Here is a 24,286-nt window from a genome sequence, read left to right as displayed (position 1 = left end):
AACGTGCCGCCAGCTTCCCGGGTAGCGCGGACGCGGCCAGATATGCTCGTCCGCCGGCTCAGCCCGGTCGGTTATTTCTTCAGAAGCTCGCTCAGCTTCGCCTGTTCGTCGGCTGTCAGCTTGCTGCCGGTCGGCTTGCCGGCCCTCTTGCGCGCAAAGACCAGCAATGACAGCCCGCCGAGGGTCACCAGCAGCACCGGCGCGCCCCAGAGCAGCACCGTCTTCATGCCGATACGCGGCTTCAGCAGCACGAACTCGCCATAGCGCGAGACGATATAGTTCAGCACCGCCTCGTCGCTGTCGCCATCGGCGATGCGCTCGCGCACCAGCAGGCGCAGATCCTTGGCCAGATCGGCATTGGAATCGTCGATCGACTGGTTCTGGCAGACCATGCAGCGCAGTTCGGCCGACAGGGCGCGGGCCCGCGCCTCGAGCGCCGGATCGGCCAGCACCTCGTCCGGATTGACCGCAAAGGCGGGAGCCGCCATCAGCAGCAAAGCGAAAGCCAGCAAGAGACGCCGCATCATTCCGCCGGCTCCATTGCAGGCGCCGCAGGCTTCGTGGCTTTCGCCTTCCTGCGCGGGGCGCCGACGCGCAGGCGGCGGTCGGTGAGCGAGACGAGGCCGCCGAAGGCCATGATCACCGTTCCGCCCCAGATGCAGAGAATGAACGGCTTCCACCAGATGCGCACGACGATGCCGCCGTCCTTGGTGGCGTCGCCGAGCGAGACATAGAGCTGGCTGAACCCAAAGGTCAGAATGCCGGCCTCCGTCGTCGGCATCTGCCGGGCGGTGTAAAGACGCTTGGCCGACCAGGTATCGGCCACCGCGACACCGGCGCGCCGGATGGTGAAGTGGCCGCGCTCCTCGGTATAGTTCGGCCCGGTCGCCGGCTGCATGCCGTCGAAATGCAGGCTGTAACCGCCGGCCTCGGTGATCGCGCCGGGCTTCATCTCGATGACGTATTCGCTCTGGAAGGTCGTGACGGCGACGATGCCGAGCACGGTGACGCCGAGCCCGGCATGGGCAAGAGCGGTGCCAAAGGCCGAACGCGGCAGGCCGGAAAGCCGGCGCCAGGCGATACTGGCGGAAACCTTGCCGATACCGGCGCGATACCAGAGATCGGCGATGGCGCCGAGGATGAGGAACAGGCCGGCCGCCAGCCCGAGCACTGACAGCACCGGTCCTCCATGTTGGACATAGAAGAAGGCCACGGCGGCCAGGAAGGCGAGAGCTGCGACGACATAGAGCCGCTGCAGGGCGCCGAGCAGATCGCCGCGCTTCCAGGAAAGCATCGGCCCAAAGGGCACGATGACGATCAGCGGCGCCATCAGCAGGCCGAAGGTCAGGTTGAAGAAGGGCGGTCCGACGGAGATCTTGTCGCCGGTCAGCGTTTCCAGCAGCAGCGGATAGAGCGTGCCTGTCAGCACCGTGCCGCAGGCGACCGTCAGGATCAGATTGTTGACGACGAGCGCACCCTCGCGCGAGATCGGCGCAAACAGCCCGCCGGCAGCGAGCCGCGGCGCGCGGAAGGCAAACAGCGACAGCGCTCCGCCGATGAAGATCAGCAGGATGCAGAGAATGAAGACGCCGCGGGTGGGATCGCTGGCAAAGGCATGCACCGAGGTCAGCACGCCGGAGCGCACCAGGAAGGTGCCCATCAGCGACAGCGAGAAGGTGAGGATGGCAAGCAGCACCGTCCAGATCTTCAGCGCCTCGCGCTTTTCCATGACAAGCGCCGAATGCAGCAGGGCGGTGCCGGCCAGCCACGGCATGAAGGAGGCGTTTTCCACCGGGTCCCAGAACCACCAGCCGCCCCAGCCGAGTTCGTAATAGGCCCAGTAGGAGCCCATGGCGATGCCGAGCGTCAGAAAGGTCCAGGCGGCCAGCGTCCAGGGCCGCACCCAGCGCGCCCAGGCCGCGTCGATGCGGCCTTCCAGAAGGGCCGCGACGGCAAAGGAGAAACAGACGGAGAAGCCGACATAACCGAGATAAAGCAGCGGCGGGTGGATGGCGAGACCGATATCCTGCAGGACCGGATTGAGATCGCGGCCCTCGGCCGGCGCCGGATCGAGCCGCAGGAAGGGATTGGAGGTCAGAAGAATGAACAGCGTGAAGGCGACCGAGATCCAGGCCTGCACGGAAAGCACATTGGCCTTCAGCGTCTCCGGCAGATTGCGCCCGAAGACGGCGACCAGCGCGCTGAACAGCGTCAGGATCAGCAGCCAGAGCATCATCGATCCCTCGTGATTGCCCCAGACGCCGGAATATTTATAGATCAGCGGCACCAGCGAATGCGAATTCTCCCAGACGTTCTCGACCGAGAAATCCGAGACGACATGGGCATAGGTCAGCACGCCGAAGGCGAAGGCCACCAGCGAGAACATCGCCAGCGAGCCGATCGTCGCCACATCCATCATCGCCCGGTCGTGACGACGGGCGCCGATCACCGGCACGATGGAGAGGATGAGCGCCGTGGCCAGCGCCAGCACCAGCGCGTAATGGCCGATCTCGATGATCATGGCGTCGCCTTCACTTCCTGGCCCTGAGCTTGCTTGCCCGGAACGTCCTCGCCTTGCCCTTCCTTCCACAGCCCCTGGGATTTGAGCCGGTCGGCCACATCCTTCGGCATATAGGTCTCGTCATGCTTGGCCAGCACGGTATCGGCGACGAAGACATTCGTTCCCGGCGTAAACATGCCTTCGGTGACGACGCCCTGGCCCTCGCGGAAGAGATCGGGAAGGATGCCGGTATATCTCACCTTGACGGCATTGGCGCTGGCGTCGGTGACGGCAAATTCCACCGTCGAGCCGGTGCCGCGCACCACGCTGCCCTCGCCGACCAGGCCGCCGAGGCGGATGCGGGTTTGCGGCGCCACCGGCGTCTTCGCCAGATCGGCCGGCATGTAGAAATAGGCGACCGACTGGCTGAAGGCGAACATCACCAGCAGCACGGCGGCGGCGATGAAGCCCATGCCGCCGGCGATCACCGCCAGGCGCTTCTGCTTGCGCGTCATTGCGCCATTCCTTCCGTTGCTATGCCGAGTTCCCGGGCAAGCGCCAGCAATTGCCTGCCCTGTTCGCCGGCCGGCGGAAAGGCCGCAAGCCCGCGCTTCAGGGCGCCGGCAGCACGATCCCTATCGTTCAATACGGCGTAAGAGCGGACGAGCCGCATCCATCCCTCGAAATTGTTCGGATCCGCGCTGAGCTTGGCATCGAGGCTTTCGACCATGCCGCGGATCATCTGTTGCCGGTCGCCGGCGTTCATGATCTCGGCGGCTGCAACATCCTGCTGCGTGGGATTGCCCGGGGCAGCCGAAACGGCGCCCGGGGCAGCCGAATTGGCGCCCGGGGCAGCCGAATTGGCGCCCGGGGCAGCCGGATTGGCGCCATTCATGGCGATGTGTTGGTTGACCAGCGGCAGCCACGGCGCATCGGGCGGCGATTGCTTCGCCAGCGCCTCGAAGGCCTGGCGCGCCTCGTCGCGCCGTCCCGCCTGCTCGCTGCTGAGAGCGATGTAGAAGCGGGCGCGCGGATTGTCAGGCTCCAGCGTCAGCGACTGTTCCAGCACCTGGCGCGCCTCCTCCGTCACCACGCCGTCGGAGACCGCCATCAGCGTCTCGGCAAGGCCGTCGAGCCGGACCGGGCTCGGGCCGAGAAGCCGGATGGCATTGCGGTAGGCCACTTGCGCATCGTTGACGCGCATCGTGCGGAAATAGATCGGCGCCAGCACGTCCCAGCCCTTGCCGTCATCGGGCTTCTCGGCCAGGTGCCGTTCGGCCTTGGTGATCAGCACCGCCACATCGTTGCCGGGGTTTTCCAGCCGCGCTTCCAGCGGCTGCGAGGGCAGGTCCGGCCTGCCCGTCGCCAAGTAAAGACAGAGCCCGAGAACCGGCAGAACCAGGAGGACGAAGGCCTCGGTGAAACGGTGATGCCGTGCGGGTTTCGGCGTCTCAACCGGTTCGTCGGCAGAGACGGCGATCAGCCGGCGGCCGATTTCCGCCCTGGCGTAGTCTGCCTCCTCCGGGGTGATCAGCCCGCCACTGAGGTCGCGGTCGAGTTCACGCAGCTGGTCGCGATAGACTGCCGCCTCGCCCGCACGGATATTTTCCGCCGCCTTCGCTCCGCGCAGAAGGGGGTAGAGCAGGATGACGGCGACGACTGCCGTCAAAACGGCAACGAGAATCCAGAACAGCATACCGGCCCAAATACGTGAAGCGCGCCTTCATTCCAACTGCCAAAGCCGGAATGACGAAGATTTGAGGCTATAAGCCGCAATTCAGAGCGGCGACCAGCTGCCGTCCTCGTTGCGGCAGGCAGCGCCTCGCGCCACGGTGTCCTTGCCGTCGACGGTCAGCGTATGGGTATATTGCCGGCAGTTCTGCGAACCGACCTGATAGGGTGCGGCCGCGACGACCTTGCCGGTGACATCCTTGCCTGTCCACAGCACCGGTTGGCCGACGGCGGCGCCTTCCAGCGCCCGATATTCCGCCTCGAGCGCCCGCTGCTTGTCGCTATCGTTCAAGTTCACCCCGCTGCGGCCGACGATGCCGCCCTGCAGCGCGGTGATGAAGGTGGCCGATGCCGGGGGTTTGCCTGAAAAAATGCCGCGCGAAGCAGCGCTCTTCGTCGTCGTGCAGCCGGACAGCGCAACGGCGACGAGAAGAGCGGAAACGATCATGCCTTGCGAGCGTAAAATCATTGCGTCGAACCACGATCAGGGGTCAATTTCAGCCGATCGAAGTGCAGCGTCCCCGTGTCAGCATTAAGGCAAAGCATGCTATACATTTGCCAGTATCTTTGTGACATCAAGTAGTTGCTCATGCAACATCCTTTGTGATGCCGGGCAGGATAAGCTTCGCCTTCAACCCGCCCCATTCGCCGCGGGAAAGCTCGAGCCGTCCCTGATACTCGCTGGAAATCTCGGTGACGATCGAAAGCCCGAGCCCGGTTCCGGGCTTGCTCTCGTCGAGCCTGCGGCCGCGCTTCAGCGCCTCGCGGATCTGGTCCGGCTCCAGGCCCGGCCCGTCATCCTCGACGGCGAGCTCCACCCAGTGGCGGCGTGCGCTGGCCTCCGCTCCCTTGACGTCGTCGCCGGCCTCGACGGCCGAAAGCCGCACCCTGCTTTTGGCAAAACGCGCCGCATTCTCCAGGAGATTGCCGACGGTCTCCTCGAGATCCTGCTGCTCCATGGCGACGGCCAGATGCGGCGGCGAGACGACGAGATCGAATTCGGTATCGACGTTCAGCCGGCGCATAACGCGCACCAGCCGCTCCAGCGCCGGCTCGGCATCGGTGCGGGCGAGCACGGATTCGCGCTGCGCGGCGATGCGGGCCCGATTGAGATAGGACTGCACCTGCCCCTGCATCGATTCCGCCTGGCTGCGCACCAGCTCGCCATGGGATTTTTCCAAGACACGCGCCTCGTTCAAGAGCACGGCGATCGGCGTTTTCAGCGAATGGGCGAGATTGCCGACCTGCATACGGGCCCGCTCGACGATGCGGCGGTTGCTGTCGATCAGCGCGTTCACCTCGTTGGCGAGCGGCAGGATCTCGCGCGGGAAGTCGCCTTTCAACTGCTCGCTCTCGCCGGCACGGATGCGCTCCAGTGCGGCGCGCGCCTTGTCGAGCGGCTTCAGGCCGTAGAGAATGGCCAGCGCGTTGACAATCAGGCTGCCGACGCCGAAACCGGCGAGCGCCAGATAGAGGCTGTGGGAAAAGGTGCGCACGTCGTCCTCGACGACATCGACATTGCCGGTGACGCGGACGCGGGCTGCGCGCCCGTCGGTATCGAGCACGACTTCGGTTTCGGCCACCTGCACGCGGTTTCCGGAGGCATCCGTCACCTGGTAGTAGCGCTCGTAATTCTTGTCGAAGGGCGCTTCGACCACCGAGGGAACCGGAATGAGCGCAGAGCCGAGTGACGGCGACACCAGCGGTGCTGTGGTATAGGTGCCAAGCGGTTCCACCACCCAGTACCAGCCGGTCTTCGGCTGGGCAAAACGCAAATCGCCGAGCTGCGGGCTGCCGCTGAGCGCGCCCTGATCGCCAATCGTCACCGAATTGATGACGTTATAAAGCTGCGCCCGCAACAGATCCTGAAAACCGCGTTCGGCGCTCTTGCGGTAAAGGGTGGAGATCAACAGGCCGATCACGACGAGCGCCACCGTCGACCAGACCGTGGTCAGCAGCAACACACGTGCGGTGAGCGACTTAATTCGCATGTTTCGGCGCTTGGATGCGGTAGCCGAGACCGCGCACCGTTTCGATCAGGTCGACGCCCATTTTCTTGCGCAGGCGGCCGACGAAGACTTCGATCGTGTTGGAATCGCGGTCGAAATCCTGGTCGTACATGTGCTCGACCAGCTCGGTGCGCGAGACGACCTCGCCCATGTGATGCATGAGATAGGCGAGCAGGCGATATTCGTGCGAGGTCAGCTTCAGCGTCGTGCCGTTGACCGTCGCCTTCGAGGATTTGGTATCGAGCCGCACCGGGCCGCAGATGATCTCGGATGAGGAATGCCCGGCCGCACGCCGGATCAGCGCCCGAATGCGGGCCAGCACTTCCTCGACATGGAAGGGCTTGGTGACGTAGTCGTCGGCGCCGGCGTCGATGCCGGCGACCTTGTCGCTCCAGCGGTCGCGCGCCGTCAGGATCAGCACCGGCACGCCGCGGCCGGCGCCGCGCCATTTTTCCAGAACGGTGACCCCGTCCATCTCCGGCAGGCCGATATCAAGGATGATGGCGTCATAGGGTTCGGTGTCGCCGAGGAAATGGCCCTCCTCGCCGTCGAACGCCTGGTCGACGACATAGCCCGCCTCCTTCAGCGTGTCGGCCAGCTGCCGGTTCAGATTAACGTCGTCTTCGACTACCAGGATGCGCATCGGTCCGCCTTCGTCCGCTTGAAATCATCAATGTCCTGAATAAGCCGATTCCGCTTACATCGGAACCTTTACCGTCACTTTGCGTGGACGCTGCCCATTGCCCTGCACAAGAACGGTGATGATGCAGGTATCGCCCACCGGTTGCACGGACAGGAGCTGGCCGCCCGTCTGCTCGACGACCTGGGCTGCGGCGGCGCTGCAATCGCCTGCCACGCGCAGGACAAGGGTGCTCGTGGCGTCCGATGAGGGCGCCGATACCACCAGTCCGGCGGCCAATGCTGCGACGCTCAGAGGAAAGGCCATGTGTTATGCTTTCAAGGTAATGCCAACTTGTCCCGAATATGTACTCACGCGACCTGAATGGCAAATGAATGCGCTGTAATGCAGGGCGTTTAGAACTGTTCTCGACTGTTCGGGACAGCCGGTTTCAGCGCCTGGAAACCACCGCCGCGGCAAGCTCCGACGGCCTTGCCCGGCGCTTGAAAATGATGCCCTCCGGCCTTGGTATCCACGCATTCTTCATCACCTCCCGCTAAGGCGTGGAGCCGGCAGGCCCCACCCCACGGCCATTGTCTGCGAATCGGCCACGCCGTTCCGATTCCGGCCGACCGCAGCCGTATAGACCGGCCGATGTCCGCGCGCTTCAGCCCGCAACGGGTCATCCTGAAATTGTACCGATGTTTCGTGTCATTCATGTCATCATTCCATCTTTTCGCCCGATCGGGGAAAGGCGCACATGGCGCGACGGAATGCCGATCGCCGCTTTCGCCGACTGGTTGAAACTGTTATGTCCTTGCTGCTCCCCATTTCAGGCCGCTCAGCACCAATGCCAAAATCCTCCCGCTTCCGCTCGGCGCAGACGGTCACCGTGCTTGCCGTTACCCAGCTGATCGGCTGGGGCACAACATTCGACATGCTGGGTGTCATGGGCCGCGTCGTGGCGCCTGCTCTCGGCCTGCCGAACGAGGTGGCGTTTGCCGGCCTGACGATCATGATGATGGTCAGCGCCATTGCCGGCCCCGTGACCGGCCGCTGGCTCGGGCGCTACGGCGCCGCCCGCGTGCTTTCGGCCGCCTCGCTGACCTTTGCGCTTGGCCTGCTGCTGCTTGCCGCCGCAAACGGCATCGTGCTCTACGCCAGCGCCTGGGTCGTCATCGGCATCGGCGGCGCGTTCGGCCTGTCGGCGCCGGCCTATACCGCCGTCGTCGAGCGCGAAGGGGTAAACGGCAAACGCGTCATCGCCATCCTGATGCTGTTCACCGGACTATCGAGCGCCATCTTCTGGCCGATCCTCAGCCTGCTCAACGAGGCGGTCGGCTGGCGGCTCACCTTTCTCGTCTGCGCGGCGCTGCAATTCTTCGTCTGCCTGCCGCTGCATCTTTTCGCCCTGCCGAAACCGATCGTAGCGCAGGCCGAAGGCAGCACGGCCGAAATCGCTCCGGTGCCGCTCACCAGCGCGGCGCGGCGCAAGGCCTTCCTGCTGATTGCCGCGGCGACGACGATCACGACCTTCATCACCTTCGGCATCTCGCCATCGCTGCTCGAAATCTTCCGCCAGTCCGGCGCCTCACCGGCCTTCGCGCTACAACTCGGCTCAGCGCGCGGCGTTCTCGGCATCTCGGCGCGTTTCCTCGACATGCTGCTCGGCCGGCGCGGCAATCCCATGCTCAGCGCTGTCATGGGCATCGGGCTGATGCTGATCAGTTTCCTGACGATGCTGGTCGCCAGTCCGTCGGCGCCGCTGCTCATCACCTTCGTGCTGCTCTACGGCTTCGGCGCCGGCGTCATGACCGTCGCCCGCGCGCTTCTACCGCTGGCGCTGTTCTCGCCGGGCGAATATGGCCTGCAATCGGCCCGGCTGTCGCTGCCGCAAAACCTCGCCAATGCCATCGCTCCCGTCGTCTTCACCGCCATCCTCGACCGCGCCGGCACCGGCCCGGCACTTTTTGCCTGCGCCGCTCTCGCGGCATTGTCACTGGCCTTCATATTGATGCTGATGGGGCTGGTGCGCGGCGCCCACGCATCGCAGCCAAGTCCGGTCGCTCCGTGAGAGCCCAGCCCGTAAAATCAGCCATTCTTAATCTGTCTTGATTATCATCGACATCGGGACGAGAGCACCTTTGCGTCCACCCAACGCGACCGCTGCAGCGATCTGGCGATGAACCGGCCGCCGCTTTTGGCGAATCTTTTGAATCGGTTGCCGTCGCCTTTTCGAAAATTGAATCCGGTGGCTCAGAAGTTGATTCAGATTCAGGGCGATGCGAATCCGGATGGCTTCTCATCCACTTGAAATTTCAACGAAATGTGGCTCGGCCGCCGGCTGCCTGGGGAAATCAGAGCGGCCGCGTCACCGCCGTGCGGCTGTCGTAGTCGGCGGCAATGCGCTTTTCCCGGAGCGGCCGCACGCGATCGATCGAGAGCTGATAATCGGGATGGGCCTTGTAGGCGGCAAGGGCCGCCTCGTCGTCGAATTCGCCGTAGACCACGAGATCGATCTCGGTGCCCAGTTGATCGGTCTTCACATTGGTGCCGATTTCCAAAAGCCGCGCATGCGGAATGCCGGTCAGTATGGAAAGCCCGGCCCTCACCTCCTGCAGATGTTCCTCCTGCACGGTGAAGAAGACGATATGGCGGATCACGCGCAAGCTCCTGTCAGATTTGTCAAAATGATGCAGCGACCTTGGCGCATCCTATCAGACGCGCGGCGCTCCAGATCTCAGCCGGGCGATAACACGCGCGCCCCAGGCCTTCAACCGCGCCAGCATGCCATGCGCAGCATCGGGACGTATCGCCGCATCGAAGGCCATGGCATAGGCTGCGAGCTTTTCCGCCCGGTCGGTACCATTGACGATGCGGCGCGCATTCACCCAGTCAGCGGTCGTCGCGTTCAGGTGATCGGCAAGCTTGTGGCCGGTAAAACTGCCCTGCAGCATGCCTTCGATCAGGATCGTCACTGCCGCGTCCATCTCCATCGCGCGGTCGGGATCGGCAACGACGTCGATACCGGTCAGCACGCTCATCGCCTGATAATTCCGCTTATGGGTGAGTTGCACCAGGCCGCGACCGAGCCAGCTGCGGCCATCCTCATCCGGCCGCCAATAGGGCGTCTTTACCCAGGAAAGCCGGCCCGCGGCAAAGGCCGTCTCCAGGATCTCGACCGCGCGCCCATCGCTATCGGCCAGCGTCTCCCGGACCGGCTGCATCGTGTAGGCGGTCTCGTGGTAAGCGGTTGCGAGGATATAGGCGAGCCAGCGCCAGTCGGCATGGGCAAACCGCCTTTCCCAGGCGTCGAGAATCGCCGTGATGCCCACTACCTGAGGCTGCGTCAGCTCTCCCTTGAAGAGTTCGCGCCGCACAGTATCGAAAAAGAAGGCCCGATCCATGTGGACAACCATTCCGCGCTTCCCATAAATTTCATGGTTAAAACCGTCTTAATCGATTAAAATCTATTTAATCGTTTAAAGTGTTTAAGCCACTGATTTACACACCTTTTGTCTTGTGCAATGCATCTTCTTGCCCTGAAGCCTTACCACGAAAAGAGGAGACTTCCGATGCAGATGCCCGCCAATACCCCAACCACCATTCCCCAGCACGTTGTCGACCAGATGGAAAACGAATGGCGCCAGATTCGCCCTGAACGGGAAAATACGCGCCCGGCCCAACAGCCTCAACAACAACGCTGATATACGCAAAGCGATACCGATGTAAGCTCGAGCGCCACCCGCGCCCGATCAATGCCCCGGCCAGTCAATCGTGGCCGGGCGAATTTTCACAGTTGCCATAACGTCCCGATGGCCTGACTCATCACATCACAGCATCAAGCCGTTTCGCCAGCGTTTCCAGCGATCGGGTGAAAACTGCTGTATTATCAAGCGCGCGCGACAGCACCAGCGCGCCTTGAATGCCCGCGACGGCCTCCTCGGCGAGCGCCAGCGCCTCCTCCTCCGGACAGCCAGCCCGCATCAGCGCCGAGCGCAAGGCGCCGACCCAGCGGATGAAATAGTTGCCGATCGCTGCTGAAAACCGTTCCCGGGTCTCATCAAGCGCAAAGGCGCCGACGAGGCAGATGCGGCGGCCGGAGCGGAAATAATCGTTCACATTCGCCCACATCGCCGCGATCGCCTGATGGGCGTCGTCCTCTCTCAGCGGCCGATAGATCGCATGTTCGAACCAGGCATCGACCTCGGTGAGCACGGCGCCCGCCATCTCCTCCTTGCCGCCGGGAAAGAAGTGATAAAGGCTTCCCTTGCCGATGCCGGTGCGTTCGGTGATGCGGCTGAGCGACGTGCCCTCATAGCCGAGCTCGCGGAAGATTTCGGCGAGCAGCGGTACGATGTCGGCGCGTTCGTAGACGGTCTTCACCGGCGGGCTTTCCTGGTTCGCTCTAGAGACCGAGTTCGCTCAGGCCCGGATGGTCGTCCGGCCGTCGGCCGAGCGGCCAATGATATTTGCGTTCCGATTCCCGGATCGGCAGATCGTTGATGCAGGCGAAGCGGCGCTGCATCAGGCCGGCGGCGTCGAACTCCCAGTTCTCGTTGCCATAGGAGCGGAACCAGTTGCCGCTGTCGTCATGCCATTCATAGGCAAAGCGCACGGCGATGCGATGATCGGTGAAGGCCCATATCTCCTTGATCAGCCGGTAATCCAGCTCCTTTGCCCATTTGCGGGTGAGGAAGGCGACGATCTCGGCGCGGCCGGTGATGAACTCGGCGCGGTTCCGCCAGCGGCTGTCCGGCGTGTAGACAAGCGAGACGCGCTCGGGATCACGGCTGTTCCAGCCGTCCTCGGCGAGACGGACTTTCTGGGTGGCGGTCTCAAGGGTGAAGGGCGGGACGAGGCTGGACATAGGTTCTCCTGGACAAGGGGTTCTCCTGGACAAGGAGCTCTCCGGTACTGAATGGTTTCATTGTACCGATCGGTACAATGATTGGCAAGGTGGGACGAAACGGTGTTTCCCCTCAGAGGTCGCGAGGCAGGCTCCAGCGCAGCGGCAGGGCATCCGGGCGAAGCACGACCGCTTCGGGCGTGAAACGCCACAGCCGTTCCGCCCGTGGAAAGGCGGCAATCTCAGGGGACTCCAGAAGCACCTCGGCTCTTCCCGTCATCTGCAGCATGTCGCCGGTTGCGAAATCGACGAAGGCCAACCCCGCCTTCGGATTGACGAGGAAATTGCCAAGCGTGTTGAAGAACCGATTGCCGGGAAAATCGGGAATAGTCAGCACGCCATCGGCGCCGACATCGATAAAGCCGGCGTAGCCGCCGCGATGCGACACGTCCACCTGCCGTTCACCATTGTTGCGATCGACATAGGAGGCGACAAAGAACGTATCGGCTCCCTCGACCATCCGCCGCGCCCGATCGTCGAGCTGGCCGGAATGAAGCGGCGGTATCGCTGTGGCTAGATCGGGATCGCGGACAAAGGCGGAAGAGCGAGGCTGGATATATTGCGGGCAATTGCCGAAACTCTGGCCGACGCGCACGTGGAAAGTTCCGGCATCCGCCCTGCGGATCACACCGTTCAGCCGATTGCGCCGCCGGGTCTCGAGCTGGATGCCGAGCATCGCGATCGCATCGCCATCCTCCATGCCGGCGTCGGCAGGATCGGCCGGGTCGCGCGCCAGGCTGACATCAAGGATCTCCGGCTCCGGCGAGACCAAGAAACCCGGGTGCCCAGCCCGCACCGTCGCCCAGACGTCCCCCTTGGCATCGACCGCGCCGAGCACGATAAAGGGCAGCATCGGAAAGAAGGCGCGGTGCTGCTCCGGCATGGCCTTGCGGAGGAAATTGCGTCCCGGCCCGTCCATGCGCTCGACGACGCCGACGCTGCGCTGCATGGCGAGTTCACCTTCATGCCAGGGTGACGGCGCGTCCTGTCTTGTCTGCTCCAGCATCACGGGTCTCCTTGCGGGCATGGTTTGGGAAACCGGGACGGTGATCCGCCCCGGAGGATCTTATGCGGCAAGGCCGATCTTGGTCTTGCGAAAGCCGACGAAGCCCGGCAGCGCCTCGATGCGCGCAAGCCAGGCACGGACGTTTGGATAGGCCGAGATATCGACATTGCCCTCCGGCGCATTGGCAATGTAGCTGTAGAGCGCGATGTCCGCGATCACAGGATTGCCGCCGAGCAGGAAATTGCGGCCGTCGAGTTCCGCCTCGATCAGCGCCAGAATGCGATGCGCCCGGGCGATCACCTCGTCGGTGCGGAAGTCGGCGCCGAAGACGGTGACCAGGCGTGCAGCACATGGTCCGTAGGCGATCTCGCCTGCCGCAACCGAGAGCCATTTCTGTATCCGCGCCGCGGCCACCGCCTCTTCCGGCAGCCAGTCAGTGCGGCCGTATTTGCGTGCGAGATAGACGAGAATGGCAGAGGAATCGGCAATGACCGTGCCATTGTCGTCAAGGACCGGCACCTGGCCAAAGGGATTGAGCTTCAGGAAACCCGGCGCCTTGTGGGCGCCCGCCGCCATGTCGACCTCGACCAGTTCATAGGGCACGCCAAGCAGCGACAGGAACAAATGGGCCCGGTGCGAATGGCCGGAAAGCGGGTGATGGTAGAGTTTCATGATGGTTCCTTTGGTCTTCCTGATCGACGGGACGCGATAGCGATGGCCGTTTCGAAACCATCTGCGGCCAATTTACTGCCTTCCATCTGACTACAGTAGAATGCTAATCTGGAAGGCATACTCCCAATTCATGGAAGGATAGGATGGACCGCCTCGACGCCATGACCGTGCTTCTCGCCGTTGTCGAACAGGGCAGCCTGTCGGCCGCCTCACGGCATCTGCGATCCCCACTCGCAACCGTCAGCCGCAAGGTTTCGGACCTGGAAGCCCATCTCAACGCCCAGCTGCTGCAGAGGAGCAACCGGAAGATCACGCTGACAGAAGCGGGCCGCTCCTATGTCGAGGCGGCGCGGGAAATTCTCGACCGGGTGGAAGAAGCGGAACGGACTGCTGCCGGCGAATACAGTGCGCCGAAAGGCGAGTTGACGATGACCGCGCCGATCGTCTTCGGGCGGCTGCATGTCCTGCCCGTCGTGGTGGATTTCCTGAAAGCCTATCCCGATATCAATCTGCAGCTAATGCTCGGCGACAGGCTGTCGAACCTCGTCGAGGATCATATCGACGTGGCGCTCCGGATCGGCAACCTGCCGGACAGCAACCTGATCGCCACAAGGCTCGGCGCGATCCGCCGCACGGTCTATGCCAGCCCCGATTATCTCTTGCGGCAGGCCCTGCCCCGGCATCCAGGCGATCTCGCCGCGCATGACTGCGTCACCTTCGAGGGCATGGCCTCGGCGCTGAGCTGGACCTTCACTGAAGGGAAACGCGATCTCACCGTGCCGGTCCATTCGCGGCTTGCCGTCAACACCGCCGAAGCCGCGGTCGATGCGGCCGTCGCCGGTCTCGGCATCACCCGCGTGCTCTCCTACCAGGCCGCACGCGCCGAGATGGCCGGCCTGCTGGTGCCGCTGCTCCAAGATTTCGAACCGCCGCCGGCGCCGGTGCATCTCGTCTATCCCGCGCAGGGGCTGGTGCCGCTGAAATTGCGGGCGCTGCTCGATTTCGCAACGCCGCGGCTGCGCGCGACGCTGAACAAGTCTCAGGCGAGCTTGCCCTCCTCCGCCTTGTAGAAATACTGGCTGGCGACCAGCCAGCCCTTCAGTGGCCGCAGCGGCGGAATGCAGGTGGCGAGCATGAAGGGGCCGGTGACCAGAAGCTGCACCCAGATCGGCGCCGAAAAGGCCACCTCCAGCCAGACGCCAAGCAGCACGCTCGGAATGCAGGCGAAGCAGATGACGAAGAAGGCCGGGCCGTCAGCCGGATCGGCAAAGGAATAATCGAGGCCGCAGACCTCGCATTGCGGCTGCAGCGTCAGAAAGCCCTTGAACATATGCCCCTCGCCGCAACGCGGGCAGCGTCCCCTGATGCCGGTCTGTATCGGAGGAAGTGGCGGATATTCGGTGTCCATGATGACCTCGTCCTATCTGGCGCGGAACATTGATTCCATCAATTCCGCACATTGAATGCATTCAATATAGTTACATTGCAAATGCATTACCAGTCAACTCGTCAGAATGCCGCAGGTTTCCTGCCGACTGGCCGGGGCTGATCAACGGCAAACATGAAAATGGAGATCAAAGCGGCGCCATAACGGGAGCGCACCGAATGCAGCGGCCGCATTCGGCCATCCCGAACGGTTCGAGTCGCGGCGGATTTGATGGGTGACCCTTCCGGCTTTCGGATGCGCCCGGTAGGTTCAGCCGCAACGCTTGAACGTCAGAAGAACGAGGCCGCCATCTCGGGCGGGCCTTCCAGCGCATGGGCCATGAATTCCAGCGCGCCCTGCAACTTCTCCCGGGTGATCGGTCCGCCGAGGCAGACGCGCACCGCCTCGGGCGCCGTGCCCTCCACCGTGAAGGCATCGCTTGCTACGACGCCGATGCCGGAGGAGCGGGTATGGCTGCCGAAGGTGGAGCGGGTCCAGCCGTTGGAAAGCGGCAGCCAGATGTTGAAACTGATCGGATCGGCGCGGTAGCTGCCGGCAGGCAGGATGGTGGCGACCATCTGCTGGCGGGCGGCGGCCTCGGCACGGATGAAGCGCAGGATCGTATCGGCGGTGCCATCCTCGATCCAGCGGGTGGCGAGCGCCACGGTCAGCGGCGAGGCCATGACGTTGTTGGCGCGCATGGCGCTGACGAAGGGCCATACGGCCTTGCTGTCGGGCGCCACGACATAGGCAAGGCGCAGGCCCGCACCGATGCATTTTGCCAGTCCGCCAATATGCCAGGTCAGATCAGGCGCTGTTGCCGCGAGCGGCGCCGGACCTTGCTGCGGAATGAAGCCGTAGGCATCGTCTTCGACAATCGGCACGTGATATTTGCGGGCAACGGCGCAGATTTCCTCGCGCCGCCTGACCGGGATGGTCAGCGTCGTCGGGTTCTGCAGCGTCGGATTGAGATAAAGCGCCTTCGGCTTCAATCTCTCGCAGGCCTCGGCAAAGGCGTCGGGCAGGATACCGTCCTCGTCCATCGGCAGGCCGGTCAGATTGAGCCGCAGCTGGGCGGCGATCGAGCGCATGCCGGGATAGGTGATGACTTCCGAAAGCACGGTTTCGCCGGGTTTTGCCAGCAGACCAAAAATCGCCAGCAGGGCCGGATGGGCGCCTGGCGTGACGAAGATCCGCTCCTGCGACGGCACCAGCCCGCGACGGCTGAGCCAGGAGGCTGCAGCCTCCTTGTCCATGCTGGAGCCGCCGAAACCCTGATAGCGCAGCAGCGGAATGAGGCTCGCCGCCACCGCCGACATGCCCTCGCGCATGCGGGCAATCAGTTCCGGGTCATCCGGCTCCGGCGGCATGTTCATCGAGAAATCGACGACGGAGGCGCGGCGGGGATCGGGCGCGGCGTCGGGCGCAAAACCCTGGCGCTCCTTGTCGGCGCCACCGGTGACGAAGGTGCCGCGGCCGACATGCGAATCCACCAGCCCGCGCTTCTGCGCCTCGACATAACCTCTGGCTACCGTCGTGAAATCGACATTCAGCCGCTTGGCGAGTTCACGTTGCGGCGGCAGCCGGTCCCCAACCACCAAATGCCCGCTGCGCAAATCCATTTCGATCACGTCGGCGATCGCCATATAACGAGGACTGCTGCTGCGGCTGAGATCGGGATGCCAGTCTTTCATGTCGTGATCCGTGTCAGTCTGATTCCTGATGAGATTGACGGTATATTGTTGCACAATGCCGCTGTCACGAAAAATGTCGCGCGCCAAGTTGGGGAAGCGACGCTGGCCGGTATGGCGCAGCTTTTGCGCACTCCTTGATACGTTTTAATGACGGAGTGTCGCCGGATTTGACTGCTATTTGCGCAAATACAATCTGGCACGTCAGCCGTCATCCACCGCGGGATCTCTTTTCCGGCAACATCCGCCCCGGCGAGGCGCTGCGGATCGAGTTGATCGGGCTTTCACCCGAGTAGTCCCGGGTGAGCCACGAGGACGGCAAGACAATCGGCAGCGTCTCAGCACGCATTGACGAGGGTTTGCCGCGAGCTATGGCTTCAGGCCGCCGCGAAAGCGTCAATGCCGGTCAACCTTGCCGACAGGATCCATAGGCGCGCTGCCTCCTCGGCATCGGCTGCATGGTCGCTGACACCGCCGGGTTCTCCATCCGTTGCGCGGATGGCGATATCGCAGTCCTCGCAATAGAGGCCTCCCATACCGTCGAGTTGCGGCGAGGTCGCCGCCCAGACCTGCGTGGCGGCCCCCTGGGATGGCGTCTTGAACGTCGGATCCATCGGATTGCCGTCCGCATCGATCCAGCCGGCACTGACCATTTCCTCCTTTGCGAGATGGCGCTGCAAGGGGGTAAAAATCTTGCCCGGGTGCAGCGAGAAGGCGCGGATGCCGCTGTCGCGCCCGAGCCTGTCCAGATGCACGGCGAAAAGTGCGTTGGCAGTCTTCGACTGGCCGTAGGCCCGCCATTTGTCGTAACCGGTCTCGAATTGCATATCCTCCCATCGTATGGCGGAGTTGCGATGGCCACCGGAGGAAACCGAAACGATGCGAGCGCCGCGCGAGATTGCCGGCCAAAGGCGATTGACCAAGGCAAAATGGCCGAGATGGTTGGTCGCGAACTGTGCCTCCCATCCGTCGCCGACGCGCGTTTCCGGGCAGGCCATGATGCCGGCGCTGTTGATCACCATATCGATGCTGCGGCCAGACGCGACGAACCGCTCGGCAAAGACGCGAACGCTTTCGAGGTCGGAAAGGTCGATCCGATCAATCTCTACGCCATCGATGCCGGCGACCGCGCTGCGCGCCGCCTCGATGCTCCTTGCGCCGATGATCACCTTAGCGCCCGCGCCCGCCAGAGCCCGTGTGGCCTCGAGCCCGAGGCCGGAATGGCCACCGGTGACGATGGCGCGCTTGCCGGAAAGATCGAGACCGGCCAGAACCTCGTCGGCAGTCGTGTAGGCTCCAAATCCGGAGCCGATGGGGACTTGTTTGTCATTCATGATAATTACCCTTGTTCCGTGTTGCCGTCGCTCGGTACGACGGCTGCGAGAATAAGGCGTGGCCTCCAGACGATCTATGCGTTAGAGTCCATTATCTCTTCGCCATCGTCCGGATTTCTTCATGGACCCATTATCCGATGTTCTCGCACTGCTCAAACCGCGCAGCTATGTTTCCGCGGGGCTTGACGCTGGCGGTGCTTGGGCGATCGATTTTCCGCCCCCTGATGGCATCAAGTTCAACGCGGTGATATCAGGCGGGTGCTGGCTGAGCGTCGATGGCGTCCCCGAAGCTGTCCGCCTCGAGGAAAGCGACTGCTTTCTGCTGACGAGCCGCCGAGCCTTTCGTCTCGCCAGCGATCCGACTCTCGAACCGATCCCGTCCGATGCGATCTATTCGATCGCCCGCGATGGGATTGCAACTTGCGGCGGCGGCGGCGATTTCTTCCTGATCGGCAGCCGTTTTTCCTTTTCGGGAGGAAATTCGGACATCCTTCTCGGAATCCTGCCGCCGATCGTCCATGTGAAGAAGGATTCCGATCATGCCGCCGTGCTGCGCTGGTGTCTCGATCGGATGACGCGCGAATTGCGTGACCAGCAGCCGGGTGGCTTTCTGATGGCGGAGCATTTTGCTCATGTCATGCTCATGCAGGTATTGCGCCTCCATATCGCATCGCCGAATGCGCGCGGCGTCGGCTGGCTTTTCGCGCTTGCCGACCGGCGGATCGGTGCGGCTATCCGTGCGGTGCACGCCGATCCGGCCCGCAAGTGGACCTTGCAGTCGCTGGCTGAACGGGCCTCGATGTCCCGGTCGAGTTTTGCTCTTCACTTCAAGGAAAAGGTCGGGCTTGCCCCGATGGATTATTTGACGCGCTGGCGCATGCTTCTCGCAGGTGACCGATTGACGAACTCGGCTGAAGCAATCGCCGGTGTCGCCCTGTCGCTCGGCTATGAATCCGAAAGCGCATTCAGCACTGCTTTCAAGAGAGTGATGGGATGCTCGCCGCGGCAATATGGCCGCGCTCAACCGCCTGGAGCCATGCGAGATAGTCTCGGCGCTCAGTGAAACCTTGATTGGTGCAGGCATCAGCGTTGGCCTGCCGAAATTCCGTCCGATACGGCCTTGCACCCGCCGTTCATTCTCTTACCTATTCAAGGAAGAATGCTCCGGCGCCCATCGGGATGAAAGCATGAATATCGATCCGATTCTGCGGTCAGTCGTGGCCGTCCGTTCCTCCATTCCGGAAGATGCCTTCACAGCGCAGACGCTGGGCACTGTCCGGGAGGGCAGCGGCGTGGTCATTCGCGACAACGGGCTGGTGCTGACCATCGGTTATCTCATCACCGAGGCTGAAGAAGTATGGCTCACGACCCATGACGGGCGCGTCGTTCCCGCCCATGCGCTTGCCTACGATCAGGAGAGCGGCTTCGGCCTGGTGCAGGCGCTTGGCCCGCTGAATGCGCCGGCGGTGGATCTCGGCGACGCGGCCACGGCCAAGCCCGGCGATCCCGTCGTGCTCGCCGATGGGATCGGAGAATTCGTCCAGGCAAACATCGTCGCCCGGCAGGAATTCGCCGGCTACTGGGAATATCTGCTGGACGAGGCGATTTTCACCGCACCGGCCCATCCCTCATGGGGCGGCGCAGCCCTGATCGGTTCGGACGGCAAACTTCTCGGCATCGGTTCGCTTCGCCTGCAGATGAGCCAGGGCGACGAGGTCGCCGATATTAACATGGTCGTGCCGATCGACCTTTTACCGCCGATCCTCGACGATCTGTTGAACCGGGGCCAGGTCAACAAGCCGCCGCGGCCCTGGCTCGGTGCCTTCTCCGCCGAGAGCAATGGCGGCGTGGTGGTGATGAGCGTGGCCGAAGGCGGTCCGGCCGCCCAGGCGGGCCTGCGGCAGGGCGATATCATCTCGGAGATCCGCGACGAGGAGGTCGACGGCCTGGCCGATTTCTACCGCAAGCTATGGAGCAGCGGTCCCGCCGGCGCCGAGATCCCCATGCGGGTCCTCAGGAACGGCCGGGAAGCCTGGCTGCGCATCAAGTCCGCCGACCGCAACAGCTTTCTCAAGAAGCCTCAGTTGCAATAGGGGCGCGCCGGCGCCCCAAAACGCCGATTACATCCACCTCAAAGATTTTCCCGCGTGATCGTCAGGAAGCGCACTGGCTCGGCGCTGACTTCCACCTCGATGAGACCAAGCCTGTTCAGGGCAAGGTCTATCGAACGCCTCGCCTGGACCTCCGGCGCCTGATCGAGCACGATCGACATGATACCACGGCGGAGATAGTCCTGCGTCTGCCCGGTCAATTCGTGGCCGACCCAGAAGGGCCGCCCGGCCTTGTTGGCCGCGAGCACCCTGGCAACGCCCTTGTTGTCGCCGCCGGCGCTATAGACGCCGATGATGCCGGGCTCCCGCCTCAACGCCGCTTGCAGCAGTTCGATGGCATTGTGCTCGTCGTCGAGATCGAACATGACTTCGATGAAACGATGCTCGTTTGAAGCATGGTCCGAGAGATAGGCGGAGAAGCCACGGATCCGCTCCTTATGGTTCTCATAGGCGCCGCTATGGCAGAGAGCGACGAAGGAGCCGGGGCGCTGCGCCAGCATGCCCGACATGTAATGGGCGGCGGTGCGGCCGGCGGCGTAATTGTCGATACCGACATAGGGCAGTTCGGGGGCCGGACGGGTCATGATCTGGACGACGGGAATGCCGAGACCGGCCGCCTTCCGCACGCTGGTGACGACATCGGCATGGTCGGGCGCGACCACGATCAGCGCCGACCGGCGGGCCGTCGGGTTGGCGATATAGCGGGCAAATTGCGCCGGCTCGTTCTCGCGCACGAAGGTGCGGTGAACGACGATGCTGTCGTCGAGCGAGGCGGCGATGCGCTCGAACGCCCGGTTCAGGCGCGAATAGAAGCTGGTCTCCGGGCGAACCAGGATCACCTCGATCCGGATCAGGCCGCGATGGGCGACCGGCAGGCTTTGCCGGTATTCAAGCCGTCTTGCCGCTAGAAACACCTTCTCCACCGTCTCCGGCCGAACGCCGCCGCGATTATTGAGGACGCGCTCCACCGTCGCGGTGCCGACGCCGGCTTCCCGGGCCACATCCTTCAAAGTCACCTTCGTCACAGGCTTATTCACTCCCAAAGCTGACACAGCAGAGCATCCGCGCTTCGCACGGTCAATGATCAAATTTGATCATCGAAGCATTGGAATATCGAGGCGCCGCGGCAGTATCGTGGCGGCAATCCGGGAGGAGCACCGGAAGCATGAAACGAGATCAAGGAGCGTCCGCTGGCGATGGCTGGGGATGACGGAGGAACCAGATGAAGATCGCACTCGACCCGCATATGCACCGTCACCTCAACCTCAACGACCTCTGCCGCAAGGCGGCGGAGCTCGGCTATGAGCATATCGAGCTTTCGCCGCGTGACGATTTTCTGCCCTGGTGGGTGCGCCCGCGGGCACACAAGGAACGCATCGCGGAATTCAAGGCTGCGCTGAAGGATCATGGCGTCCAGCTCGCCTCGCTGCTGCCGATGTATCGTTGGGCGAGCCCGCATGAGGATGAGCGGCAGGCGGCGGTGCGCTACTGGAAGGAAGCGATCGAAATCGCGGCCGAAATGGGCTGCGATACGATGAACTCGGAATTCGGCCGCGGCCCGTCACCGGATCGCAGCCACCGCTCCAACTGCTGCGGCGGCATGCACACCCACGAGCACAGCGAGGCAGCCTGGTGGCGCTCGATGGAAGAGCTCGTTCCGGTGTTCGAGCGCGAGGGTGTCACGCTCAACATGGAGCCGCATCCGGAAGACTGGTGCGAAACGCTGCATCCGGCGATCGACATGCTGAAGACCATCGGCTCGAAGAACGTCAAGTTCCTCTATTGCGCGCCGCATACTTTCTATTTCGGTGACGACATGGCGCGGATGATCCGCGATGCCGGCCCGCTGATCGCCCATGTGCATGTGGCCGATACCTATAATCACAAGGCGTCGTCAGGGCTGCGCTACATCATCAACCCGCCGGGCGCCAAGGTGACGATCCATCAGCACATGGATATGTACCAGGGCGAGATCAACTGGGATGTGTTCTTCTCCTCGCTCGCCGCTGTCGGCTTCGACGGCATCATCACCGCCTGCGTCTTCGGCTGGGAAGACCGCGCCGATGAATCCGGCCGCTTCATGCGCGCCGAAATCCAGAAATATGTCGACAAATACTGGCCCGGGAAACGCGGCTGACCCTCGAGATCACCACTATCAGGAACAGAACCGTGACCATCACGATTACGACGGCCCCCTGCTGCTGGGGCGTTGATGACGTCAACAATCCAAACCTTCCCGGCTGGGAGCGCGTCTTCGACGAGGCCGCCGCCGCCGGCTATGGCGGCCTTGAGCTCGGGCCCTACGGCTACGTGCCGCTCGATGATGCGCTGGTCGCCAAGGCGCTTGCCGAACGCAATCTGTTCATCGTCGCCGGCACGATCTTCGACGATCTGGTCTCCGCCGACAATCGGGAGACATTGCTGCGGCAGACCGACGAAATCTGCGCCGTGATCACCCGGCTGCCGCAGCCGGAACAGGTGGCGGGCCAGCGGTTCAGGACGCCCTATCTCACGGTCATGGACTGGGGCCATGACGAGCGAGACTATGCCGCCGGCCATTCCGATCGTGCGCCGCGCCTCGACGACAAGGCCTGGGCCGGGATGATCGCCAATATCACGGCGATCGCCGAACTTGCTCAGCGCAAATACGGCGTTCGCGCCGTCATCCATCCGCATGCGGGCGGCTATATCGAATTCGCCGACGAGATCGAGCGGGTGGCGGGTGACATTCCGCAGGCAGTCGCAGGATTCTGCCTTGACACCGGCCATACTTATTATGCCGGCATGGACCCGGTGGAGACGCTGCGCCGCTATGCCGACCGGCTCGACTACGTCCATTTCAAGGATATCGACCAGGCCGTCTTCGACCGCGTGCTCGGTGAAAGGATCCGCTTCTTCGAGGCCTGCGGACAGGGCGTGATGTGCCCGATCGGCCGCGGCATCATCGACTACCCCGCCGTCAAGCGGACGCTCGAGGAGATCGGTTATCACGGCTTCATCACCGTCGAGCAGGAGCGCGATCCGAGGAATGTCGCCGGCAGCCTCGACGATGTGAAGCAAAGCCGCGATTACCTCAGGTCCGTTGGTTTTTAGGGAAAACACTATGACGAATGACAGGCGAAAGCCGATCCGCTGGGGCATGGTCGGCGGCGGCAAAGGCAGCCAGATCGGCTATATTCATCGCTCGGCGGCGCATCGCGACGACGTCTTTGCCCTTGCGGCGGGCGCCTTCGATATCGATCCCGAGCGCGGTCACGCCTTCGGTCTCGATCTCGGACTCGACGCAGCCCGGAGCTACCCGGACTATGCAGCGATGTTTGCCGCCGAAGCCGCACGCGCCGACGGTATCGAGGCGGTGTCGATCGCAACACCCAACAACACTCATTTCGCGATCTGCAAGGCAGCTCTCGAACATGATCTGCATGTGATCTGCGAAAAGCCGCTCTGCTTTACCATCGCCGAAGCCGAGGAGTTGAAGGCGCTTTCAAAAGCGCGCGGCCGGATCGTCGGCGTGACCTATGGCTATGCCGGCCATCAGATGATCGAGCAGGCGCGCGCCATGGTCAGGAATGGCGATCTCGGTGAGATCCGCATCGTCAACCTGCAATTTGCGCACGGCTTCCACAGTGCCGCGGTGGAGGAGCAGAACCCGTCGACGCGCTGGCGTGTCGATCCGAAATTCGCGGGCCCCAGCTATGTCCTCGGCGACGTCGGAACCCATCCGCTCTACATTGCCAAGGTCATTCTGCCGCACCTCAAGATCAGCCGCCTCCTCTGCACCCGCCAGAGCTTCGTCAAAAGCCGCGCGCCGCTGGAGGACAATGCGGTGACCCTGATGGAATACGACAATGGCGCGATCGCCACCATCTGGTCGAGCGCCGTCAATGCCGGCTCCATGCACGGCCAGAAGATCCGCATCGTGGGCTCGAAGGCCAGCATCGAATGGTGGGATGAGCGGCCGAACCAGCTCTCCTACGAAATCCAGGGGGAACCCGCCCGCATTCTCGAGCGCGGCATGGACTATCTCTATCCCGAGGCCAGGATCGACGACCGCATCGGCGGCGGCCATCCGGAAGGCCTTTTCGAAGCCTGGGCAAACCTCTACCGTCGCTTCGGCTTTGCCATCAACAGAGCGCGCGGCCTCGCGCCGGCGGGCATTGAAGATCTGGTCTTTCCCGATGTCGATGCCGGGCTGGAAGGGGTGCGCTGGGTGGAAAACTGCGTGCGGTCCGCCGACGCCGGCGGGGTCTGGCTGGATTATCGCTAGGCCGTCAACCG

26 protein-coding genes are annotated in these 24,286 nt (G+C 63.3%); 8 read left to right on the top strand and 18 right to left on the bottom strand.

The window, feature by feature from the left end; translation table 11 throughout:
- Positions 1-71: 71 nt before the first annotated feature.
- The 8 genes from NE851_RS16780 to NE851_RS16745 all read right to left on the bottom strand — a co-directional run bounded on the left by NE851_RS16780 (position 72) and on the right by NE851_RS16745 (position 7,186).
- On the bottom strand, positions 72-527 hold the full coding sequence (locus NE851_RS16780; RefSeq protein WP_254961665.1) for a cytochrome c-type biogenesis protein: 456 nt from the start codon (positions 525-527) through the stop codon (positions 72-74).
- Positions 524-2,521 carry a heme lyase CcmF/NrfE family subunit gene (locus NE851_RS16775; protein ID WP_254960202.1) on the bottom strand — a complete coding sequence of 666 codons (1,998 nt, stop codon included), beginning with the start codon at positions 2,519-2,521 and terminating at the stop codon, positions 524-526. The genes NE851_RS16780 and NE851_RS16775 overlap by 4 nt, the downstream gene beginning before the upstream one ends.
- A complete protein-coding gene (gene ccmE / locus NE851_RS16770) occupies positions 2,518-3,015 on the bottom strand; it encodes a cytochrome c maturation protein CcmE (RefSeq protein ID WP_063473311.1) in 498 nt (165 codons plus the stop codon). The genes NE851_RS16775 and ccmE overlap by 4 nt, the downstream gene beginning before the upstream one ends.
- Entirely contained in the window at positions 3,012-4,196 is a 1,185-nt protein-coding gene (ccmI, locus tag NE851_RS16765) for a c-type cytochrome biogenesis protein CcmI (RefSeq protein WP_254961660.1), read from the bottom strand. Before ccmI ends, ccmE begins: the two co-directional genes overlap by 4 nt.
- Positions 4,197-4,277: 81 nt before the next feature.
- Positions 4,278-4,700 carry an RT0821/Lpp0805 family surface protein gene (locus NE851_RS16760; RefSeq protein ID WP_025554682.1) on the bottom strand — a complete coding sequence of 141 codons (423 nt, stop codon included), beginning with the start codon at positions 4,698-4,700 and terminating at the stop codon, positions 4,278-4,280.
- Between the two features lie 118 nt (positions 4,701-4,818).
- A complete protein-coding gene (locus NE851_RS16755; protein WP_025554680.1) occupies positions 4,819-6,222 on the bottom strand; it encodes an ATP-binding protein in 1,404 nt (467 codons plus the stop codon).
- Positions 6,212-6,883: a response regulator transcription factor gene (locus NE851_RS16750; protein ID WP_018241306.1), complete on the bottom strand. Its 672-nt coding sequence runs from the start codon at positions 6,881-6,883 to the stop codon at positions 6,212-6,214. The genes NE851_RS16755 and NE851_RS16750 overlap by 11 nt, the downstream gene beginning before the upstream one ends.
- Positions 6,884-6,937: 54 nt before the next feature.
- Positions 6,938-7,186 carry a hypothetical protein gene (locus NE851_RS16745; RefSeq protein WP_025554677.1) on the bottom strand — a complete coding sequence of 83 codons (249 nt, stop codon included), beginning with the start codon at positions 7,184-7,186 and terminating at the stop codon, positions 6,938-6,940.
- Positions 7,187-7,709: 523 nt separating this feature from the next.
- Between NE851_RS16745 and NE851_RS16740 the strand changes: the two genes are divergently transcribed.
- On the top strand, positions 7,710-8,933 hold the full coding sequence (locus NE851_RS16740) for an MFS transporter (protein ID WP_097623299.1): 1,224 nt from the start codon (positions 7,710-7,712) through the stop codon (positions 8,931-8,933).
- 283 nt (positions 8,934-9,216) lie between these two features.
- Here NE851_RS16740 and NE851_RS16735 read toward each other — a convergent pair whose 3' ends face one another.
- On the bottom strand, positions 9,217-9,522 hold the full coding sequence (locus NE851_RS16735) for a Dabb family protein (protein ID WP_003546748.1): 306 nt from the start codon (positions 9,520-9,522) through the stop codon (positions 9,217-9,219).
- A gap of 54 nt (positions 9,523-9,576) precedes the next feature.
- Positions 9,577-10,278, bottom strand: a complete 702-nt coding sequence (locus tag NE851_RS16730) for a hypothetical protein (protein ID WP_254961656.1) — start codon at positions 10,276-10,278, stop codon at positions 9,577-9,579.
- A gap of 156 nt (positions 10,279-10,434) precedes the next feature.
- Between NE851_RS16730 and NE851_RS16725 the strand changes: the two genes are divergently transcribed.
- The gene (locus tag NE851_RS16725) at positions 10,435-10,566 is read left to right on the top strand and encodes a hypothetical protein (protein ID WP_254961655.1); all 132 of its coding nucleotides are present in this window, start codon (positions 10,435-10,437) and stop codon (positions 10,564-10,566) included.
- Positions 10,567-10,687: 121 nt separating this feature from the next.
- On the opposite strand, the gene NE851_RS16720 is transcribed toward NE851_RS16725, so the two are convergent.
- The 4 genes from NE851_RS16720 to NE851_RS16705 form a co-directional block, all read right to left on the bottom strand.
- Positions 10,688-11,245 carry a TetR/AcrR family transcriptional regulator gene (locus NE851_RS16720; protein WP_097623201.1) on the bottom strand — a complete coding sequence of 186 codons (558 nt, stop codon included), beginning with the start codon at positions 11,243-11,245 and terminating at the stop codon, positions 10,688-10,690.
- A gap of 22 nt (positions 11,246-11,267) precedes the next feature.
- A complete protein-coding gene (locus tag NE851_RS16715) occupies positions 11,268-11,729 on the bottom strand; it encodes a nuclear transport factor 2 family protein (protein WP_025554821.1) in 462 nt (153 codons plus the stop codon).
- Between the two features lie 112 nt (positions 11,730-11,841).
- Positions 11,842-12,774, bottom strand: coding sequence for a pyridoxamine 5'-phosphate oxidase family protein (locus NE851_RS16710; RefSeq protein ID WP_097623202.1), 933 nt, complete (start codon positions 12,772-12,774; stop codon positions 11,842-11,844).
- A 60-nt stretch (positions 12,775-12,834) separates the two neighbouring features.
- Positions 12,835-13,446 (bottom strand): glutathione S-transferase family protein, encoded by a 612-nt coding sequence (locus NE851_RS16705; RefSeq protein WP_063476677.1) that lies wholly within the window; start codon positions 13,444-13,446, stop codon positions 12,835-12,837.
- A 143-nt stretch (positions 13,447-13,589) separates the two neighbouring features.
- Here NE851_RS16705 and NE851_RS16700 point away from each other — a divergent pair, with 143 nt between their 5' ends.
- The gene (locus tag NE851_RS16700; protein WP_097623203.1) at positions 13,590-14,516 is read left to right on the top strand and encodes a LysR substrate-binding domain-containing protein; all 927 of its coding nucleotides are present in this window, start codon (positions 13,590-13,592) and stop codon (positions 14,514-14,516) included.
- Here NE851_RS16700 and NE851_RS16695 read toward each other — a convergent pair.
- From NE851_RS16695 to NE851_RS16685, 3 genes are all read right to left on the bottom strand, one after another.
- Positions 14,486-14,854 (bottom strand): DUF983 domain-containing protein, encoded by a 369-nt coding sequence (locus NE851_RS16695; RefSeq protein WP_025554894.1) that lies wholly within the window; start codon positions 14,852-14,854, stop codon positions 14,486-14,488. The two genes, NE851_RS16700 and NE851_RS16695, sit on opposite strands and share 31 nt — an antisense overlap.
- 308 nt (positions 14,855-15,162) lie before the next feature.
- Positions 15,163-16,566, bottom strand: a complete 1,404-nt coding sequence (locus NE851_RS16690; RefSeq protein WP_047614519.1) for an aminotransferase-like domain-containing protein — start codon at positions 16,564-16,566, stop codon at positions 15,163-15,165.
- Positions 16,567-16,940: 374 nt separating this feature from the next.
- On the bottom strand, positions 16,941-17,897 hold the full coding sequence (locus NE851_RS16685) for an SDR family NAD(P)-dependent oxidoreductase (RefSeq protein ID WP_097623204.1): 957 nt from the start codon (positions 17,895-17,897) through the stop codon (positions 16,941-16,943).
- A 121-nt stretch (positions 17,898-18,018) separates the two neighbouring features.
- Between NE851_RS16685 and NE851_RS16680 the strand changes: the two genes are divergently transcribed.
- Both NE851_RS16680 and NE851_RS16675 read left to right on the top strand, forming a co-directional pair.
- Entirely contained in the window at positions 18,019-18,960 is a 942-nt protein-coding gene (locus NE851_RS16680) for an AraC family transcriptional regulator (RefSeq protein ID WP_097542684.1), read from the top strand.
- Between the two features lie 124 nt (positions 18,961-19,084).
- Positions 19,085-19,990 carry a S1C family serine protease gene (locus tag NE851_RS16675; protein WP_063476672.1) on the top strand — a complete coding sequence of 302 codons (906 nt, stop codon included), beginning with the start codon at positions 19,085-19,087 and terminating at the stop codon, positions 19,988-19,990.
- A 38-nt stretch (positions 19,991-20,028) separates the two neighbouring features.
- Here NE851_RS16675 and NE851_RS16670 read toward each other — a convergent pair whose 3' ends face one another.
- On the bottom strand, positions 20,029-21,033 hold the full coding sequence (locus NE851_RS16670; protein ID WP_097595718.1) for a LacI family DNA-binding transcriptional regulator: 1,005 nt from the start codon (positions 21,031-21,033) through the stop codon (positions 20,029-20,031).
- Positions 21,034-21,230: 197 nt separating this feature from the next.
- Here NE851_RS16670 and NE851_RS16665 point away from each other — a divergent pair, with 197 nt between their 5' ends.
- The 3 genes from NE851_RS16665 to NE851_RS16655 are packed head-to-tail and all read left to right on the top strand — an operon-like array spanning position 21,231 to position 24,275.
- Complete coding sequence (locus tag NE851_RS16665) at positions 21,231-22,145, top strand: sugar phosphate isomerase/epimerase family protein (RefSeq protein WP_047614347.1); 915 nt, start codon at positions 21,231-21,233, stop codon at positions 22,143-22,145.
- Between the two features lie 32 nt (positions 22,146-22,177).
- Complete coding sequence (locus tag NE851_RS16660; RefSeq protein ID WP_097623205.1) at positions 22,178-23,101, top strand: TIM barrel protein; 924 nt, start codon at positions 22,178-22,180, stop codon at positions 23,099-23,101.
- Positions 23,102-23,111: 10 nt separating this feature from the next.
- Positions 23,112-24,275, top strand: coding sequence for a Gfo/Idh/MocA family protein (locus NE851_RS16655; RefSeq protein WP_097623206.1), 1,164 nt, complete (start codon positions 23,112-23,114; stop codon positions 24,273-24,275).
- Positions 24,276-24,286: the final 11 nt, after the last annotated feature.

It is taken from the genome of Rhizobium anhuiense bv. trifolii (assembly GCF_024346605.1).
Classification (GTDB): domain Bacteria; phylum Pseudomonadota; class Alphaproteobacteria; order Rhizobiales; family Rhizobiaceae; genus Rhizobium; species Rhizobium anhuiense.
The sequence above is the reverse complement of the archived record's forward strand: the minus strand, read 5'-3'. Positions and strand labels throughout refer to the sequence as shown.

Coding starts and splice junctions, on each gene's coding strand:
- NE851_RS16780 (WP_254961665.1), bottom strand. CDS start 527: ATGATGCGGCGTCTCTTGCTGGCTTTCGCTTTGCTGCTGATGGCGGCT.
- NE851_RS16775 (WP_254960202.1), bottom strand. CDS start 2,521: ATGATCATCGAGATCGGCCATTACGCGCTGGTGCTGGCGCTGGCCACG.
- ccmE (WP_063473311.1), bottom strand. CDS start 3,015: ATGACGCGCAAGCAGAAGCGCCTGGCGGTGATCGCCGGCGGCATGGGC.
- ccmI (WP_254961660.1), bottom strand. CDS start 4,196: ATGCTGTTCTGGATTCTCGTTGCCGTTTTGACGGCAGTCGTCGCCGTC.
- NE851_RS16760 (WP_025554682.1), bottom strand. CDS start 4,700: ATGATTTTACGCTCGCAAGGCATGATCGTTTCCGCTCTTCTCGTCGCC.
- NE851_RS16755 (WP_025554680.1), bottom strand. CDS start 6,222: ATGCGAATTAAGTCGCTCACCGCACGTGTGTTGCTGCTGACCACGGTC.
- NE851_RS16750 (WP_018241306.1), bottom strand. CDS start 6,883: ATGCGCATCCTGGTAGTCGAAGACGACGTTAATCTGAACCGGCAGCTG.
- NE851_RS16745 (WP_025554677.1), bottom strand. CDS start 7,186: ATGGCCTTTCCTCTGAGCGTCGCAGCATTGGCCGCCGGACTGGTGGTA.
- NE851_RS16740 (WP_097623299.1), top strand. CDS start 7,710: ATGCCAAAATCCTCCCGCTTCCGCTCGGCGCAGACGGTCACCGTGCTT.
- NE851_RS16730 (WP_254961656.1), bottom strand. CDS start 10,278: ATGGTTGTCCACATGGATCGGGCCTTCTTTTTCGATACTGTGCGGCGC.
- NE851_RS16725 (WP_254961655.1), top strand. CDS start 10,435: ATGCAGATGCCCGCCAATACCCCAACCACCATTCCCCAGCACGTTGTC.
- NE851_RS16715 (WP_025554821.1), bottom strand. CDS start 11,729: ATGTCCAGCCTCGTCCCGCCCTTCACCCTTGAGACCGCCACCCAGAAA.
- NE851_RS16710 (WP_097623202.1), bottom strand. CDS start 12,774: ATGCTGGAGCAGACAAGACAGGACGCGCCGTCACCCTGGCATGAAGGT.
- NE851_RS16705 (WP_063476677.1), bottom strand. CDS start 13,446: ATGAAACTCTACCATCACCCGCTTTCCGGCCATTCGCACCGGGCCCAT.
- NE851_RS16700 (WP_097623203.1), top strand. CDS start 13,590: ATGGACCGCCTCGACGCCATGACCGTGCTTCTCGCCGTTGTCGAACAG.
- NE851_RS16695 (WP_025554894.1), bottom strand. CDS start 14,854: ATGGACACCGAATATCCGCCACTTCCTCCGATACAGACCGGCATCAGG.
- NE851_RS16690 (WP_047614519.1), bottom strand. CDS start 16,566: ATGAAAGACTGGCATCCCGATCTCAGCCGCAGCAGCAGTCCTCGTTAT.
- NE851_RS16685 (WP_097623204.1), bottom strand. CDS start 17,897: ATGAATGACAAACAAGTCCCCATCGGCTCCGGATTTGGAGCCTACACG.
- NE851_RS16680 (WP_097542684.1), top strand. CDS start 18,019: ATGGACCCATTATCCGATGTTCTCGCACTGCTCAAACCGCGCAGCTAT.
- NE851_RS16675 (WP_063476672.1), top strand. CDS start 19,085: ATGAATATCGATCCGATTCTGCGGTCAGTCGTGGCCGTCCGTTCCTCC.
- NE851_RS16665 (WP_047614347.1), top strand. CDS start 21,231: ATGAAGATCGCACTCGACCCGCATATGCACCGTCACCTCAACCTCAAC.
- NE851_RS16655 (WP_097623206.1), top strand. CDS start 23,112: ATGACGAATGACAGGCGAAAGCCGATCCGCTGGGGCATGGTCGGCGGC.